The following is a 16,884-nucleotide window of genomic DNA, read 5'->3' on the forward strand; positions in this document are numbered from 1 at the left end:
CGCCGTGGCAGTGACCTAGAGTGTCCCGCCTTACATATGAAGCGCTTGTTCGTGATCTCTCCCTTTGGGCGAACGCGAAAAGCGGTATATGATGGCTCAGGCTGAAGGCGGGACGCTTTAGGCCAGTTTCCCCTCGGCGGTCAGTGTGGTCTTGCCCCCAAGATAAGGCGCAAGCACCGCCGGCAGCGTAACCGATCCATCCGCTTGCTGGCCATTCTCAAGCACTGCAATCAGACAGCGACCAACGGCCAGTCCGGACCCGTTCAACGTATGCACAAACTGCGGTTTGCCGCCATCCTTGGGCTTGAAGCGCGCATTCATCCGGCGGGCCTGAAAATCGCCCGTTGTGGAAACCGATGAAATCTCGCGATAAGTATCTTGCCCGGGCACCCATGCTTCGATGTCGAAGGTGCGGCGCGCGCCAAATCCCATATCGCCGGTGCACAACAGAACAGTCCGGTAAGGAACGCCCAACCGCTCCAGAATATCCTCGGCGCAGCGCAGCATACGTTTTTGTTCATCGTCGCTCTCCCCCGGCAGGGTGACGCTGACCATCTCGACCTTTTCGAACTGGTGCTGGCGCAACATGCCTGAGGTGTCGCGCCCCGCCGATCCAGCCTCAGAGCGGAAACACAGGGTATGCGCGGTATAGCGGCGGGGCAGGCTTGCCTCCTCGACCACATCCCCGGCGACGGTATAGGTCAGCGGCACTTCGGAGGTTGGCACCAGCCACATCCCTTCGGAAGTCTGATAGCTGTCCTCGCCGAATTTCGGCAGCTTGTCCGTGCCATACATCGCATCATCCCCGACCAGCACGGGCGGGTTCACTTCGGTCAGCCCGTTTTCATCCACATGGGTGTCGAGCATGAATTGCGACAAGGCTCGATGAATGCGCGCCACGGCACCGCTTAGCAAAACAAAGCGGCTGCCGGAAATCTTGGCGGCGGTTTCAAAATCCATCGAGGCGGCGACGCCTTTGATCTCGAAATGCTCAACCGGTTTGAAATCAAACGCTGGGATGTCGCCCCATTTTTTCACCTCGGCATTGTCGTTTTCATCCGCACCCTGTGGCACATCTTCGGCAGGGTTGTTGGGGATACGGGCCAGCATGTCCGTCAGCTCGGCATCCAGTGCCTTGGCCTCGGCCTGCATCGCGGCGACTTCTTCTTTCTTTTCGCCGACCAGCGCACGCAGCCGTTCAAATTCGGCCTCATCGCCCTTGGCCTTGGCGGCCCCGACCAGCTTGGATGCTTTGTTTTGCTCGGCTTGGGCCGCCTCTGCCGCACCGATTTTTTCGCGCCGCGCCGTGTCGAGTTTCAGAATGGCGGCGGACATGGGCGCATCGCCGCGCCGCGCGAGGGCGGCGTCAAGAGCTTCGGGCGTGTCGCGGATGGCGCGGATGTCGTGCATGGGTGCGGTCCTTGGATGTGAGTCGTATTGCTGCGCGTTATGCCGGATTGTGACGGGAAGGGGTAGAGCGGGTTATCGTGGGTTGTCGGGATGAAACCCGCCTGCGCGTTGCCAGTCATGCCAAGCTTCCTCAAATTCGATCCAAACCATGTCAGATTCGGGCCAATGATCCGGGTAATCTGCGCCGTCGGGCAGGGTTACCGAGCGGTCGCCGAACATAACATTCAGATGTTCAGTGATTTGTGGGGTTTTGCTAAGATTAACGTCCTTCAGCGCCGCCCAGTCAAGTGCGGCGGCGCTGAAGGACGTTTCGCTGTCAAACTCCGCCCAGCGGAAGTCTGCCCCCTGCAACTGTGCCCAGCTAAGGTCTGCCCCCTGCAACTTCGTCCCGCTGAGGTGTGCCCCCTGCAACTTCGTCCCGAGGAAGTGTGCCCCCTGCAACTGCGCCTCGACGAGGTTTGCTCCCTGCAACTGCGCCCCGCTGAGGTATGCCCCCTGCAACTTCGTCCCGAGGAGGTGTGCCCCCTGCAACTGCGTCCGGCTGAGGTGTGCCCCTTGCAACTGCGCCCCGCTGAGGTCTGCCCCCTGCAACTGCGCCCAGCTGAGGCTTGCGCCCTGCAACTGCGCCTCGCTGAGGTTTGCCTGTTGCAAGAACAGACGGGACAGCTTGAACCCCTGCATGTTGATCCCTTGCAAATCGGGCAGGCGTTGCTCGCCTTTTGCCCAATCGGGGCGGGGCAGGCGGCTTAACACCTGAACCGCGTTTTCCATGTCTGATCGTTTGGCAGTTAACCGACTGGCCCAGGTTGCCAAAGCTCTAGGCGTGGCATCTTCTGGCACTGGTTCAGCAGGGAATTCGCGGGTCAGTTCGCGCAGATAGACGGTCAACAACCGGTCTACCCGCGGGCGCAGATCTTTGTTCTCTTCCACCAGCCCCAACAAGCGGTCGATGGCCCCGTTGCGGCGGGTGATGTCGTCCTGCCAGCCATTGCTGGCGGTATCACCATCCCATCTGGTGATCTGGCGCTGCGCGTGCAGATCGGCAACGGAGATGTCCATTTTGTTATTCGTCAGCGCTTCATAGGCGGTTTCGACTTGGGTATTGGTTAGATTGAGGCGCATCAAAGTGAAGGGCAATGCAACAACCGCGCCCAAAACGGCGGTCAGGGAGGCGAGTTTCAGAACCGAGAAACGCCACGACCAGATTTGATCGGCTTGCCCTTCGCTTGGAATGAGGGAGACGATAATGTCGATGACCGTCCAGACCAATCCACCAAACAGCAGCAAAAACAGGATTCCCCAGAAAGATGCCGCGACCCAAAACCAGAAGACGCTGAACCCGTCACCGCCGAGTTTGGATTGCAATTCACTGGGGCTAAGCCCTTCACATGTCCGCTGGGCAAACAGGATCACCAACATCGCAAGGATAATGGTTGTTACCGGTGCCAAGGGGTGCGCGAAGTATTCCGACAAGTATTGTTCCAAACGACATCTTCCAACCACAACTTATCCGAGATTACCTGTTGGTCTGAAACTGTCCACCCAAATCCCCCCTTTGCACCTTGCGTCCCCCTGCGCCCGTGCATAGGTTCTGCCAAACTTCAACGGGCAGCAGATGCGGGCCCTTTCTGACTCACAAAAGGACCCAAGCCATGGCCGGTATTGAGCAATTCATCCCCCTTATTCTGATCTTTGCGATCATGTATTTTCTGTTGATCCGCCCGCAGCAAAAGAAGGTCAAAGAACACGCCGCCATGGTCAAAGCTCTGCGGCGCGGTGATCAGGTCGTGACCCAGGGCGGGATCATCGGCAAGGTGGTCAAGGTCAAGGATGACGGCGAACTTGAGGTCGAAGTGGCCGATGGTGTCAAAATTCGCGTGATCCAGTCGACCATCGCAACGGTTATGTCCAAGACCGAACCTGCGAAGTAATTCACGTCACACGCGAAAACCGCCAGCCTGAGAGAGGGCGCTGATATGCTTCAGATTGATCTGTGGAAACGGATTTTGATCGCGCTGACCTGTGCGCTTGGTGTTTGGCTGGCCTTGCCGAATGCGTTTTACGGGCCTGTTGAACAGCACAATGACGCGGTTGCCGCGATTGAATTGTCAGGCAGTACCGAAACGCTTGAGGCGCAAAAGGCGCTTTGGCCGGATTGGATGCCGTCGCAGCTGGTCAATTTGGGGTTGGACCTGCGCGGCGGGGCGCATCTGCTGGCGGAGGTCAAGGTCGAGGATGTCTATGCCAACCGCATGGCCGCGCAATGGCCAGAGGTACGCGATGCCCTGCGTGATTTGACGCCGGTACGCCGCCAACAATCCCCGGATGACGAACTGCGCGTGCGTCTGAATGACCCAAGCAAAATGGCCGAGGCGATGGAAATCGTGCGCGGTCTGGCGCGGCCTGTGCCGACGTTGACCGGGGCGGGATCAACCGACATCAGTGTGCGCGGCGAAGACGGCATGATCATTGTCACCCTGTCGGAGGCTGAAAAACAGGCCACCGACGAGCGCACAATGCAGCAATCGCTGGAAATCATTCGCCGCCGGATTGACGAGGTGGGCACACGCGAGCCGACGATCCAGCGGCAGGGCGCGGATCGTATCCTTATTCAGGTGCCCGGCATTGGGTCTGCGGCGGAACTGAAAGAGATCATTGGCACCACTGCGCAGTTGACCTTCAGCCCGGTTGTCAGCCGCGGATCAGACGCCAATGCCAACCCCGGTATCGGCAACAAGTTGATCCCTTCTGTGGATGAACCGGGGGCGTTTTACGTTGTCGAATCCGCGCCGGTTGTGACCGGTGAGGAACTGGTGGATGCGCAGCCCAGCTTTGACCAGAACGGGCGGCCTGCGGTGTCGTTCCGCTTTAACACTTCCGGTGCGCGCAAATTCGGTGATTACACCGCCGCCAATATTGGTTCGCCTTTTGCGATTGTACTGGATGACGAGGTGATCAGCGCCCCGACCATCCAAAGCCATATCCCCGGCGGCTCTGGCATCATTACTGGCAACTTCGATGTTGAAACCTCGACTAACCTCGCAATCTTGCTGCGGGCCGGCGCATTGCCTGCCGGGCTTGAGTTCCTAGAGGAACGCACCATCGGTCCTGAGCTGGGGCAGGACAGCATTGATGCCGGCAAGGTGGCCACGGTTGTTGCCTTTGTCGCTGTGCTGTTTTTCATGTTTGTCAGCTATGGCTTGTTCGGTGTCTTTGCCAATATCGCGCTGATCATCAACGTTGCGATGATCTTTGGCCTGCTGAGCCTTGTGGGTGCCACGCTGACCCTGCCGGGTATTGCAGGGATCGTCTTGACCGTCGGCATGGCGGTGGATGCCAACGTGCTGATTTTCGAACGTATCCGCGAGGAACTGAAAACGGCAAAAGGCCCGGCACGGGCGATTTCGCTGGGGTATGAAAAAGCGCTGAGCGCGATCATCGACGCCAATATCACCACGCTGATTACCGCCGTTATCCTGTTTGTTATGGGGTCTGGCCCTGTGCGCGGCTTTGCGATCACACTGGGGTTCGGCATCGTGACATCCGTGTTCACGGCAATCTTTGTCACCCGCCTGATGGTGGTCATCTGGTTTGAACGGGCACGTCCCAAAACGATTGAGGTCTAAGCCATGCGTCTGCGTCTGTTCAAAGAAGCGCCGAATTTCGATTTCTTCAGCCATTGGAAAATCTGGCTGGGGGTGTCGGGCCTGCTGATGGTTGTCGCTTTTGCATCCTTTATGGTGCAGGGCCTGAACTATGGCATTGATTTTCGCGGCGGCACCACGATCCGCTCGGAAAGCCCGATGGCGGTGGATATTGCCGCCTATCGCGGGGCCATTGACACGCTGGAGTTGGGCGATATCACCATCACCGAAGTCTTCGATCCGTCCTTTCGTGAGGATCAGAACGTTGCGATGATCCGTATTCAGGCGCAAGACGGTCAAGAGGCGGTCACCACCGACGTGATCGCAGCTGTCGAGACCGCTTTGCAGACCGTGCGTCCTGATATCAAATTCACCTCAGTCGAATCTGTCGGGCCGAAAGTGTCCGGAGAACTGATCCAGACCGCTGTCATCGCTGTGGTTTTGGCCATTGGGGCGGTTCTGATTTATATCTGGCTGCGGTTCGAGTGGCAGTTCGCCGCCGGTGCCGTGCTGGCGTTGGTACATGACGTGATCCTGACCATTGGCATCTTCTCCGAACTTCAGATTCGCTTCGATTTGGCCATCATTGCCGCACTTCTGACCATCGTGGGGTATTCGTTGAACGATACGGTTGTGGTCTTTGACCGGGTTCGCGAGAACCTGCGCAAATACAAGAAACGCGACCTGAAGGATGTTCTGAACCTGTCAATCAACGAAACCATGGCGCGGACCTTTATGACGTCTTTCACCACATTGATTGCTCTTATTGCGCTTTTTGTGCTGGGCGGTGACGTGATCCGCGGTTTTGTTTTCGCAATGATCTGGGGAGTGATTGTCGGGACGTATTCGTCAATCTTTGTGGCCTCTGCGATTCTGTTGTATCTGGGGGTCAAGCGTGACTGGACCAAGCCTGATGCGAACACGGGCAACCAATACGCCAATATCGACGCCTGAACGCTGAAGAAGACGGGCAGGGGAGACCATCCGCGACCGCATAGTACCGCGACGCGCCTGCCTGATGCTTTTGGAAAGGACCTGCCATGCGCCTGAACGAAATCGACTATAACGGTTCGGCACCGGTTGATGGCTATGGCCCCGGTTTTTTTCGGATTGGCGGCACCCTGATCAACGGGCCGGTGATCACGGGCCCTCTTGGCACCAAAAGCTGGGAGGGGTTTACGGATACGGATGCGCTGATTGCCTTGAAAGAACATGTCGATGTGATCTTTGTTGGCACCGGCGCCGATGTGGCGCATTTGCCTGACGCGGTTGCGGATTCCCTGCAAGAGGCCGGGCTGGCCGCCGAGACAATGGCCTCGCCTGCGGCCTGCCGCACCTATAACGTCTTGCTAAGCGAGGGACGCAGGGTGGCGCTTGCCCTGATCCCTGTCTGAGCCTGAATGATATTAAGTGCCCAAAACCTGACCCTTGCCCGTGGCGGTGTGCCGGTGCTTTCGGGGCTGAGCTTCACCTTGGAGGCGGGGCAGGCGTTGATCCTGCGTGGCCCAAACGGGGCTGGTAAAACCACTTTGCTGCGCACCATTGCAGGGCTGCAAGCCCCCGTTGATGGTACGATCGCTGGGGCAGAGGATGCCATTGCCTATGCCGGACACGCGGACGGGATCAAGGCGATGCTCACCGTGCGCGAGAACCTGCTATTCTGGGCGCAGGTTTTTGGCAATAACGACATAGCGCCGGCGTTGGAGGCTTACAAACTGCACCCGCTTGCAGATCGTCTGGCGGGCACCCTGTCGGCGGGGCAGAAACGCCGTCTTGGCCTGTCGCGCCTATTGGTCACCGGGTGTCCGGTATGGGTGTTGGACGAGCCGACCGTGTCGCTGGATGTCGAGGCAGTGGCGATGTTTGCCGCTGCGGTAAGTGGCCATCTGGCGGGCGGTGGTGCCGCATTGGTTGCGACTCATATCGATCTTGGGATCGAAGCTGCGGTATTGGATATTGCGCCGTTTCGGGCCCGCGCCGATTTACGATCAGGCACCAGCGACGAGGCCTTCTTGTGATTGCCTTGTTGATGCGCGATTTACGGCTGGCGCTGCGGGCTGGCGGAGGGTTCGGCCTTGGCCTTGCGTTCTTTTTGATTGTGACCACATTGGTGCCGTTCAGCGTGGGGCCGACGCCAGAGTTGCTGAGCAGCATTGCGCCGGGTGTCTTGTGGCTGGGGGCGCTGCTGGCCTGTTTGCTGTCGCTCGACCGGTTGCTGGCGCTGGATTACGAGGATGGCACGCTTGATCTGTTGCTGACCGCCCCGCTGCCGTTGGAGGCGGCGGTTAGCGTCAAAGCGCTGGCGCATTGGCTGACCACAGGCTTGCCACTGGTGCTGGCCGCACCCCTTTTGGGGGTTTTGTTGAACCTGCCGCCCTCGGGCTACGCTTGGCTTGTGGCGTCTCTTGCGCTTGGAACGCCGGCGCTGTCGGTGATCGGCACCTTTGGTGCGGCGCTGACCGTCGGAATTAAGCGGGGCGGGCTGCTGCTGTCCTTGCTGGTGCTGCCACTCTATGTGCCGACGTTGATTTTTGGGGCAGAAGCGGCACGACGCGGCGCGGCGGGGCTTGACCCGTCAACGCCTTTGGTGATGCTGGCCGGGATCACATTGGGCACCATTGCCCTGATGCCTTTTGCCAGTGCTGCGGTGTTGCGCATGGGGTTGCGGTAGATGGCTCACGCAACTGCGATGATTTGCCCATTGAGGCTGCCACGCAGGAAGAATAGATAGGCTTATGTCCATTTGGTCTTATGCAAATCCGGTGAAATTTCTGGCCCTGAGTGCCAAGCTGCAACCCTATCTGTGGGCGGCGGCCGCACTCTGTATCTGTACCGGGCTGATCTGGGGGTTCTTCGGCACACCGGATGACTATCGTCAGGGATCAACGGTCAAGATTATCTATCTGCATGTGCCGGCGGCGCTGATGGCGATCAATGCGTGGTTTATGATGCTGCTCACATCGCTGATATGGCTGGTACGCCGTCACCATGTCAGTGCGCTGGCCGCACGGGCCGCTGCCCCTGTGGGGTTGATCATGACGGTTATCGCCTTGGTGACCGGCGCAATCTGGGGGCAGCCGATGTGGGGGACATGGTGGGCCTGGGACCCGCGCCTGACCTCGTTCCTGATCCTGTTTCTGTTCTATCTGGGCTATATCGCCTTATGGGAAGCTGTCGAAGATCCAGATACTGCTGCGGACCTGACGGCGGTTCTCTGTCTGGTTGGATCCGTGTTTGCAGCCCTGTCGCGCTATGCCGTGCAATTCTGGAACCAGGGATTGCATCAGGGCACATCCATTCCTGTGGCAACGGGGGGGCGGTCGGTTTCGGATGTCTTCTTTGTACCGCTGGCAATCTCTATGGTGGGGTTTGGCCTGTTGTTCGTGGCCCTTGTTCTCTACCGGACCGGGACGGAAATCAGACTGCGGCGGGCGCAGGCACTGCGCGCCCGGCAGGAGCGGGGACTATGATGCCTGATCTGGGAAAATACGCCACCGAGGTGATCTCGGCTTATGGGGTCTCATTGGTTTTGCTGGCAGTTTTGCTGGGGCTTACCCTACGCCGTGGTCGCGCCGCGCGGGCAGATCTGGAACAAATCGAGTCCGAAGCAAAGCAGGAGGTACGTAAGGATGGCTAGGTTCTCACCCTTGATGCTGGTGCCGCCGGTGGTTTTTGCCGGATTTGTTGCCTTGGCCGCTGTGGGCATGTATCGCGATGATCCGCAGGGGCTGCCGTCGACATTGATCGGGCAAATGGCACCGCTACTCCCTGTTGAGACCCTCTCGGGGTTTCCCAAGGCAACGCAGAGCATGTTGGCTACTGGCGAGGTAACGCTGGTGAATTTCTGGGCCAGCTGGTGCCCGCCTTGCCGGGCTGAACACCCCGAGCTGTTGCGCCTGCAAGCGCAGGGGCAATCCATCATTGGCGTTAACTTCAAAGATACGGGGGCCAACGCGACCAAGTATCTGATCGAGGATGACAACCCGTTTACCGGCATCGGGTTTGATCCAACAGGGCGGACCGCAATTGACTGGGGCGTTACCGCGCCGCCGGAGACCTTCATTTTAGGCAAAGACGGGACGGTGTTGTTCCGTTTCGCCGGCCCCTTGGTGGGCAGCGATTATGAACAGCGCTTCGTGCCGGCGCTAAAGGCCGCGATGGCCGAGTAGTATCTGGTCGCTGGCCCAAGCAGAGAGGGCCGGCATGAGTTTAATTTGCAAGATGAAGCATCGGGTTACAGCCGGTAGCCACCGGAGACCTTGATGGTTTCACCGGTGATAAAGCCAGAGGCATCGGTGGCCAGAAAGCGCACCACATTTGCGATGTCTTGTGGCGTGCCAGATCGGCCAAGGGCGGTCATGTCGACAAAAGCTTTGACCAATTCTGGTGGGCGGGGCGATTCAACGCGTTCAATGGCACCGGGGGCGATGGCATTGACGCGGATGCCTTTGGGGCCCAGCGTCTTGGCCATGCCGCGTGTCCAGGTGTTCAGCGCCGCTTTGCTGGCTGAATAGCCAACTGCGCCCATTGCTGGCAGATCAGCGTTTATCGAGGAAATATTGATCACGCTTGCGCCGCGTTTCAGATGGGGCAGGGCCGCGTCCAGCAGGGCCATCGGCGCGCCAAGGTTCACGGCAAGCGTGGCCATCGGGTTGGCATCATCCATTGCAATGGCACCGGCGTTGTTGACGATGATGTCGAGTGTGCCGAGGCGGTCCATGACCTGATCAATGATCTGCCGCGCGGCATCGGGGGCAGACAAATCGGCCGGCAGGGCCAGGATATCGGGACAGTCGCGCAGCAGGTCGTCCGGCTGGGTGGCGTTATAGGTAACAACCACATGATGGTCTGTCGCCAGTTCGGTGGCGATGGCACGGCCAATGCCGCGGGCTCCACCGGTAATCAGGGCGACAGGTTTCATTTGGTTTCCTTTGATCACTTTGTTTCCAAGCAGGATAGCAAAAAAGGCCCCCGCTACAATCTGTAACAGGGGCCTTTTTGTTGGACTAAATTACGCCGCTTATTCGGCAGCGATGGCATCACTTTTGGCAAGGTCACGCAGCACGTAGTGCAGCACACCACCGTGTTCGATGTATTCGATCTCGATGGCCGTATCGATCCGGCATTTGATCATGATATCTTTGACCGAACCATCCGCCATGGTGATCGTGCAAGGCACCTCCTGAAGCGGTTGGATCGTATCCAGACCGGAGATGGAAACGGTCTCTTCCCCGGTCAGACCCAGCGACTTGCGGCTGTCGCCATTTGTGAATTCAAACGGGATGACGCCCATGCCAACAAGGTTGGAGCGGTGGATACGCTCAAAGCTTTCGGCAATCACGGCCTTGACGCCCAAAAGCGCGGTGCCTTTGGCGGCCCAGTCCCTGGAAGACCCGGCACCATATTGTTCACCGCCAAAGATCACCAGCGGGGTGTCAGTTTCCTGATAGGCCATCGCGGCGTCAAAAATCGACGTCTGATTGCCATCGGGGCCTTTGGTATAGCCGCCTTCAACCCCGTCAAGCATTTCGTTCTTGATGCGGATGTTGGCGAAGGTGCCGCGCATCATGACCTCGTGATTGCCACGGCGCGAGCCGTAGGAGTTGAATTCACGCACCGGCACCTGACGTTCGATCAGATACTGACCGGCCGGAGTTGATTCTTTGAATGAGCCGGCGGGCGAGATGTGGTCTGTGGTGATCATGTCGCCCAGAACCGCCAGCACTTTCGCGCCTTCGATGTTGGTGATCACGCCCGGCTTTGGTGACATGCCCTGAAAATAGGGCGGGTTTTGAACATATGTGGATTGCGCTGGCCAATCATAGGTCTTGGCCTCTGTTGTCTCAACGCCTTGCCACTTTTCGTCGCCTTTGAAGACATCAGCATATTTGGTCTGGAACGCCTCGCGGGTGACGGTTTGTTCAACCAGTTCGGCGACTTCCTGTGTCGTCGGCCAGATGTCGCGCAGATAGACGTCATTGCCGTCCTTGTCCTGACCCAGCGGGCTGTTGGCAAGGTCGTGGTTCATGTCACCCACCAGTGCATAGGCCACAACGAGGGGCGGCGAGGCGAGGTAGTTGGCGCGTACATCTGGTGAAATGCGGCCCTCGAAATTGCGGTTGCCTGACAGGATTGATGTCCCGATCAGGTCGTAGTCATTTATCGCCTTGCTGATCGGGGCTTCCAGCGGGCCGGAGTTGCCGATGCAGGTGGTACAGCCGTAGCCCACGAGGTTGAAGCCGATGGCATCCAAATCTTCCTGAAGGTTCGCCGCTTCGAGATAGGCGGACACGACCTGCGATCCCGGTGCCAGCGATGTCTTCACCCACGGTTTGCGGTTGAGACCCAGTGCACGCGCTTTGCGTGCCACCAGACCCGCGCCGATCATCACGTAAGGGTTGGATGTATTGGTACAGGAGGTGATCGAGGCAATGACGATTGAACCGTCGTGCAACTGATAATTGCCATCCTCGGTCGCGACATAGCCGCGCTTGTGGCTGCCTTCGTCGCCAGGAATCTCCTGTGGCTCTGGCTGTCCGCCTTCACCCTCCCACCGGATTTCCTCTTTGACAGAGGCGTCTTCGCCGGCGCGCACCCCTTTGACGTATTCGCCAAATGCTGTGTGCGCGGAAGTCAGTGCAATGTAATCCTGTGGTCGTTTCGGGCCGGATATCGCAGGCACAATGGTACCCATGTCAAGGCTGAGGGTGTCGGTATAGATCGGCGCATAATCATCGCCGCGCCACATGCCGTTTTCCTTGGCATAGGCTTCGACCAGTGCAATGCGGTCCTCTTCTCGGCCCGTGGTCCGCATGTAACGCAGGGTTTCACCGTCGATCGGGAAGAAGCCACAGGTCGCGCCATATTCCGGTGCCATGTTGGCGATCGTGGCGCGATCCGCCAGTGGCAAACTGTCAAGGCCAGCGCCGAAGAATTCGACGAATTTGCCGACAACACCCTTTTCGCGCAGCATTTCGACGACCTTCAGCACAAGGTCGGTACCCGTGGTGCCTTCCATCATCGCACCGGTGAGCTCAAAGCCGACAACTTCGGGGATCAGCATTGAAATCGGCTGGCCCAGCATCGCGGCTTCGGCCTCGATCCCGCCAACGCCCCAGCCCAGAACGGCCATACCGTTGACCATGGTGGTGTGGCTGTCCGTGCCGACCAGCGTGTCGGGGTAGGCGACTTCCTCACCGTTCTGATCTGTGTCTGTCCAGACGGTTTGCGCGAGATATTCAAGGTTCACCTGATGGCAGATGCCAGTGCCGGGAGGCACCACGCGAAAGTTGTTAAACGCTTTCTGGCCCCATTTGAGGAAGGTGTAACGCTCCATGTTGCGTTCATATTCGCGGTCCACGTTCATCTGAAAGGCGCGCGGGTTGCCGAATTCGTCGATCATCACGGAATGGTCAATGACCAGATCAACGGGGTTCAGCGGGTTGATCTTTTCGGGGTCACCACCCAGTGCCACCAAACCGTCGCGCATCGCGGCCAGATCAACAACCGCCGGAACGCCGGTGAAATCCTGCATCAACACGCGGGCAGGGCGATAGGCGATCTCGCGCGGGTTCTTGCCGCCTTTGGCCCCCCATTCGGCAAAGGCCTTGATGTCGTCAACCGTGACGGTCTTGCCATCTTCGAACCGCAGCATGTTTTCCAGCACCACCTTGAGCGCGGCGGGCAGCTTGGAAAAGTCGCCAAGGCCAGCCTCTTGTGCGGCGGGAATGGAATAATAGGCGATGCTTTGATCCCCGGCGGAAATTGTTTTTCGGGTTTTGGCGGTGTCCTGTCCGACTTGGATGGTCATGGAACGGTCCCTTTCTTGGCTGCTGGCTATGGGATGTTGTGTATTAGATGGCACTGACGTGATGGCTAATCAACTACTCGCTATAGGGTTTTGGCATTTTGTATACCATGGTGTACAGAAGATTCGAAAAAATATTCGACTTTCATGACATCTCTCTCAAGAAACCTTGATTGGTTATTTCAACGACCCAAGGTTAGGAATGGTTCCATCTTATCCCGCATGTCAGTGGAATCATATGAAACAGATCATTCCGGCCCTTTTCTCTGCGATGCTGACATTGGCACCGACTGCCAATGCGCAGGACACGCCCGTTGTTGTCGAACTTTATACCTCGCAGGGGTGTTCCAGTTGCCCGCCGGCTGATGCAATCCTGCATGAACTTGCCAATCGTGATGATGTGATCGCTTTGGCGCTGCATGTTGATTATTGGGACTATATCGGATGGAAAGATCCCTTCGGCGATCCGGCCCATGCGGAGCGACAGCGCGCCTATGCTGCAACGGCGCATCGCCGGTCGATTTATACGCCCGAGATGATCGTCGGTGGGGTGACCGATATCGTTGGGGCAAAACCGATGAAACTGTCCAAGGCAATAGCTGAACATGCAAAATTGCCGAAAGATGTCGCGTTGGACCTGACGCGCAGCGGTGATAGCCTGCAAATCACGGCGACCGCGCTAGGCAAGGTTAACGGTCCGTTGACGGTTCATATGTTGCGCTACACCCCTAGTCAGACGACCCAGATCAAGCGTGGGGAAAACAGGGGAAAGACCCTGGAAAATGCAAATATCGTAGAGGGTTGGGCCGTTTTGGGTGCTTGGGACGGCAACTCTCCATTGCAGATGAATGTGCCCCTGACAGGGGACAAACCGGCGGTGGTCATTTTGCAAGAGGCACGGGTTGGACGGATCGTCGCTGCGGCGCGTTTGCGCTAGCAACTGTATCTTTCAGGCGGCCTTGGCGGTTAACCGGCAGAAGCGTACGAGCTTAATCCTCGTCCGCCCGCCATCTTCTATGAACCCAAAACCATTGTTCTGGTGCTTGATTGATCCGTGCGGACAGGCTGTCGTTTAAGGCCTGTGTCATTGTTGTCGGATCCGAATGCGGCACGGGTGCCTCAAGAACGGTTTCAAAGCTCAGCCCGTCCACCTGCCGGATGCCATAGAACGGGATCAACAAAGCGTCATAGCGCAGGGCAAGTTCCGCTGCCGATAGGGCCGTGCGCGCAGGTTCACCCATGAAATCAAGGACCGGCGCATAAAGCACATGCTGATCAAACAGCAGGACAAGCTGCCCACCGCCCTTAAGGTGACGCACAAAACCGGCGGTCCCTTTACGGCCCTGCGGAAACACCGGCCCGCCGAAAGCTTCCATCGTTTTGACGTAATGGGCGTTGAAATAGGGGTTCTTCATATCGCGGTAGAGCCCGCCAATGTCATGCCCCCGGGCCACCAACGCCGCCCGCGTCGCCTCGTAATTTCCGAAATGCCCACTGACAAGGATCACCGGACGGTCGTTTTTCACCGCGTCTTCCAAGGCCGCAGCCCCCGGGCCCTGCGGCGTGTTCTGTGCCATGCGGGCCGGAAACTCTTCGGCTGAATAGTTTTCAATGAATGAGCGCCCGACGTTGTTCAGGCAGCGGCTGGCGATTTCGCTGCGCCGTTGTGGCGGCATGTCGGGCCAGATCAGCGCCAGATTGTTCAGCGCACGTTTACGGTATCCTGCAATTGGGCCGATCACCTTTTCGACCAACCAGCCGACAAAGCGGACACGGGTGGCATAGGGCAGGGCAAGCGCCAGACGGATGACACCGACGATCAGCGCATTGCTCAGGAAATCTCCCAGCCGTTGGACGGGTTGAGCATGAGGATCATCCTGAGAGGGTTGGTCTGACATAGGGCTCTGACAGTTGCGAAAGATGCGCCAGACATAGCCCGCAGACCAAAGCGCAACAAGTCGGCAATGCGACCTCTGGCGCGGCGTCGCAGATTATCCGTCTTCCTCCTCATCATCTTCGACGATTAGCAACAGGTCACCGTCCTGTTCCATACGGCGGATCACATCAACAACATCCGACATGGCAGCCTCGCCGTCGGCGGGTTTGATCTTGCCCGCACTTTCCATATCTTCGCGAAGCTGGTCTGCCATTCGGCCTGACATATTTTCTAGCATGAAATCGCGCGAGGTTGCAAAACCGGCGGCTTCGGCACTGGCCAGTGCGATGACCAATTTGTCCTGATCGACCTCGCGCAGGACCCGCGGGATGTCGCGGGCGGCAATGCGGGTGGCAATATTGCCAAAGGTAAAGATTGCCTTGCGTACCGCGTTTGCAAAACCCTGATCGGTTTCATCCAGTCCGGTCAAAACGTCGTCACGGGTCAGCGAGGTTGAGGAATTCAGAATCGCGCCGACCCGTTCAACTGGATCATCGGCAAAGGCACGCGCCGGCACAGCGTCAAGTTGCGCCGCCAGCGACAAGCCGATTCTGTCAACCGCATCCGGCGTGACGGCGTTGGTCAGGGAAACAGCATAGGTGATTTTACGCGCTTGCGGCCCTGGAATGCGCCCCAGCAGGTCGGCTGCCATGGAAACCGGCAGTTTGGACAGCATTACTGCGGCAACTTCGATGCTCTCAATCTCAAGGACCGGCAACAGGCGATCCGGTCCCAGTTCGCGCAAACGCCCCCAGGGGTCGCCAAACTGGCGCACGCCGGCCTCTTTGCGCAGACGCGCGGCGGTATGCGGGCTGATCTTGCCGTCCAGCGCATCCAGTGCCCCGGCCATGCCAGCAGGAAAGGACAGACCGATTTTCTCCAGCTCGGCAGCAAATTCCTCGACAACGGCATCCAGCGTGTCGCGGTCCACAGTGCGCATGGCACCCATTTGGTGGGTCAGAGCCACCTGCGCCTCATCGGGCAGTTCTTCCAGCGGGATCTCGGCCCCTTCGTTCAGTAACAGCCGCACAACGATCGCCGCCTTGGCGCGCCGGCTAAGCGCAACAGGTGCGCCGCCCCCCGCAAGTTCGGGCAGTGGGGGGAAATTGTTCATCGCAACGATGTCGTTCATCTCTCACAACCCCTTGGTTTAACGCGGGTATGGCCGTGAAAGATGAATATTTGCTAAAACCGGGTTGGGTCTTCCTCAGTAATCAAAGGTCTTTCCCGTGGCGATGGCACGGCGCAGCGAGGCCTCGGCCCAGCTGCCGGAGCCGCCATGGTCCCGAATGGCGCGCAGCTGTTCAAGCGCCTGTTTCATCTGGCCTTGTTCGACCAATGCCTGCCCCATGTAGGAACGTGCCAGCACATTGGCGGGGTTCACCTGCAACGCAGCGTGGTAATATGTCATCGCGGCGTTGAGATCGCCGGTTTTGCGGCTGGTAAAGCCCTTGTAGGTCAGGGTGCGGTCATCATTTGCGGGCATCTGGGCCAGAACGATCTGTGCATCCACATAGCGCCCTGCATAGGCCAGTTCACGCAGGTTCTCATAAAGACCGTCCACATCGAGATTGCTTTCTTCCGCGGCAACGCAGGACTTTGTCTTTTTGTCATAGATCTGGCCGGTTTCACATTTCGGTTTGCTGGGCGCGACCTCATCACCACCGCCAGCAGCCCAGGCACCGGTTACGGCAAAGGGCAAGGTCAGGGCCGTTGTCAGAATAAGCTGTTTCATATGTCGTTCCTTAAAAATGCAATTTGAAATGTAGCCTATTCGACACGCCTGCCAAGTGTTTGTTTCCCGGCCACACGTCTGTGTGATCGACGCGGGCAATGGGCAACGCCACGTTGGGGCTTTGGTTATAAACGCATAGGTAAACAAGGGGGCGCGCCCTGCGCAGCAGTGGGGGCTATTCGTGGTCAGGTGTTGACGGGTACGCAGCTGTGGCTGGCGCTGTCATAAGATGTTCCGCTGGCGCAAGACATCGCCTGCTTTTGTTTGCCATGGGAACACCCTTGGGCAAAGGCCAGCGCAGGGGCGGCGGTCAAGGCGAGGGCAACAGCGAGCGTTCTGATCATCATGGTCC

At 58.3% G+C, this 16,884-nt stretch carries 18 protein-coding genes; 10 read left to right on the plus strand and 8 right to left on the minus strand.

Annotation, left to right across the window (positions count from 1 at the left end; genetic code table 11):
• Positions 1-117 precede the first annotated feature (117 nt).
• A complete protein-coding gene (gene serS / locus HKX44_RS02600) occupies positions 118-1,410 on the minus strand; it encodes a serine--tRNA ligase (RefSeq protein ID WP_276149747.1) in 1,293 nt (430 codons plus the stop codon).
• Between the two features lie 72 nt (positions 1,411-1,482).
• Positions 1,483-2,883, minus strand: coding sequence for a pentapeptide repeat-containing protein (locus tag HKX44_RS02605; RefSeq protein ID WP_276153182.1), 1,401 nt, complete (start codon positions 2,881-2,883; stop codon positions 1,483-1,485).
• 179 nt (positions 2,884-3,062) lie between these two features.
• Here HKX44_RS02605 and yajC point away from each other — a divergent pair, with 179 nt between their 5' ends.
• The 9 genes from yajC to HKX44_RS02650 all read left to right on the plus strand — a co-directional run bounded on the left by yajC (position 3,063) and on the right by HKX44_RS02650 (position 9,223).
• Positions 3,063-3,341 (plus strand): preprotein translocase subunit YajC, encoded by a 279-nt coding sequence (yajC, locus tag HKX44_RS02610; RefSeq protein ID WP_276149749.1) that lies wholly within the window; start codon positions 3,063-3,065, stop codon positions 3,339-3,341.
• A gap of 45 nt (positions 3,342-3,386) precedes the next feature.
• Positions 3,387-5,036 (plus strand): protein translocase subunit SecD, encoded by a 1,650-nt coding sequence (gene secD, locus HKX44_RS02615; protein WP_276149750.1) that lies wholly within the window; start codon positions 3,387-3,389, stop codon positions 5,034-5,036.
• A gap of 3 nt (positions 5,037-5,039) precedes the next feature.
• On the plus strand, positions 5,040-6,008 hold the full coding sequence (gene secF / locus HKX44_RS02620) for a protein translocase subunit SecF (RefSeq protein WP_276149751.1): 969 nt from the start codon (positions 5,040-5,042) through the stop codon (positions 6,006-6,008).
• 86 nt (positions 6,009-6,094) lie between these two features.
• Positions 6,095-6,448 carry an Mth938-like domain-containing protein gene (locus tag HKX44_RS02625; RefSeq protein WP_276149752.1) on the plus strand — a complete coding sequence of 118 codons (354 nt, stop codon included), beginning with the start codon at positions 6,095-6,097 and terminating at the stop codon, positions 6,446-6,448.
• A gap of 6 nt (positions 6,449-6,454) precedes the next feature.
• Positions 6,455-7,072, plus strand: a complete 618-nt coding sequence (ccmA, locus tag HKX44_RS02630) for a heme ABC exporter ATP-binding protein CcmA (protein WP_276149753.1) — start codon at positions 6,455-6,457, stop codon at positions 7,070-7,072.
• Entirely contained in the window at positions 7,069-7,725 is a 657-nt protein-coding gene (ccmB, locus tag HKX44_RS02635) for a heme exporter protein CcmB (protein WP_276149754.1), read from the plus strand. The genes ccmA and ccmB overlap by 4 nt, the downstream gene beginning before the upstream one ends.
• Positions 7,726-7,789: 64 nt before the next feature.
• Positions 7,790-8,524 carry a heme ABC transporter permease gene (locus HKX44_RS02640; protein WP_276149755.1) on the plus strand — a complete coding sequence of 245 codons (735 nt, stop codon included), beginning with the start codon at positions 7,790-7,792 and terminating at the stop codon, positions 8,522-8,524.
• Positions 8,524-8,691, plus strand: a complete 168-nt coding sequence (gene ccmD, locus HKX44_RS02645; RefSeq protein WP_276150784.1) for a heme exporter protein CcmD — start codon at positions 8,524-8,526, stop codon at positions 8,689-8,691. The genes HKX44_RS02640 and ccmD overlap by 1 nt, the downstream gene beginning before the upstream one ends.
• Positions 8,684-9,223 carry a DsbE family thiol:disulfide interchange protein gene (locus HKX44_RS02650; protein ID WP_276149756.1) on the plus strand — a complete coding sequence of 180 codons (540 nt, stop codon included), beginning with the start codon at positions 8,684-8,686 and terminating at the stop codon, positions 9,221-9,223. The genes ccmD and HKX44_RS02650 overlap by 8 nt, the downstream gene beginning before the upstream one ends.
• Positions 9,224-9,288: 65 nt before the next feature.
• Here HKX44_RS02650 and HKX44_RS02655 read toward each other — a convergent pair whose 3' ends face one another.
• Positions 9,289-9,975, minus strand: a complete 687-nt coding sequence (locus HKX44_RS02655) for an SDR family oxidoreductase (protein ID WP_276149757.1) — start codon at positions 9,973-9,975, stop codon at positions 9,289-9,291.
• Positions 9,976-10,074: 99 nt separating this feature from the next.
• Complete coding sequence (gene acnA / locus HKX44_RS02660; protein ID WP_276149758.1) at positions 10,075-12,864, minus strand: aconitate hydratase AcnA; 2,790 nt, start codon at positions 12,862-12,864, stop codon at positions 10,075-10,077.
• A gap of 235 nt (positions 12,865-13,099) precedes the next feature.
• On the opposite strand from acnA, the gene HKX44_RS02665 reads away from it, so the two are divergent.
• Positions 13,100-13,798, plus strand: coding sequence for a DUF1223 domain-containing protein (locus HKX44_RS02665; RefSeq protein WP_276149759.1), 699 nt, complete (start codon positions 13,100-13,102; stop codon positions 13,796-13,798).
• Between the two features lie 52 nt (positions 13,799-13,850).
• Here the strand turns inward: HKX44_RS02665 and HKX44_RS02670 are convergent, their stop codons facing one another.
• The 4 genes from HKX44_RS02670 to HKX44_RS02685 form a co-directional block, all read right to left on the minus strand.
• A complete protein-coding gene (locus HKX44_RS02670; protein ID WP_276149760.1) occupies positions 13,851-14,759 on the minus strand; it encodes a lysophospholipid acyltransferase family protein in 909 nt (302 codons plus the stop codon).
• Positions 14,760-14,852: 93 nt separating this feature from the next.
• Positions 14,853-15,929: a FliG C-terminal domain-containing protein gene (locus HKX44_RS02675; RefSeq protein WP_276149761.1), complete on the minus strand. Its 1,077-nt coding sequence runs from the start codon at positions 15,927-15,929 to the stop codon at positions 14,853-14,855.
• A 75-nt stretch (positions 15,930-16,004) separates the two neighbouring features.
• Positions 16,005-16,532 (minus strand): tetratricopeptide repeat protein, encoded by a 528-nt coding sequence (locus tag HKX44_RS02680; protein ID WP_276149762.1) that lies wholly within the window; start codon positions 16,530-16,532, stop codon positions 16,005-16,007.
• Between the two features lie 185 nt (positions 16,533-16,717).
• Positions 16,718-16,879: a hypothetical protein gene (locus HKX44_RS02685; RefSeq protein ID WP_276149763.1), complete on the minus strand. Its 162-nt coding sequence runs from the start codon at positions 16,877-16,879 to the stop codon at positions 16,718-16,720.
• Positions 16,880-16,884: the final 5 nt, after the last annotated feature.

The sequence above is a fragment of the Sulfitobacter sp. M05 genome, assembly GCF_029285175.1.
Classification (GTDB): Bacteria; Pseudomonadota; Alphaproteobacteria; order Rhodobacterales; family Rhodobacteraceae; genus Sulfitobacter.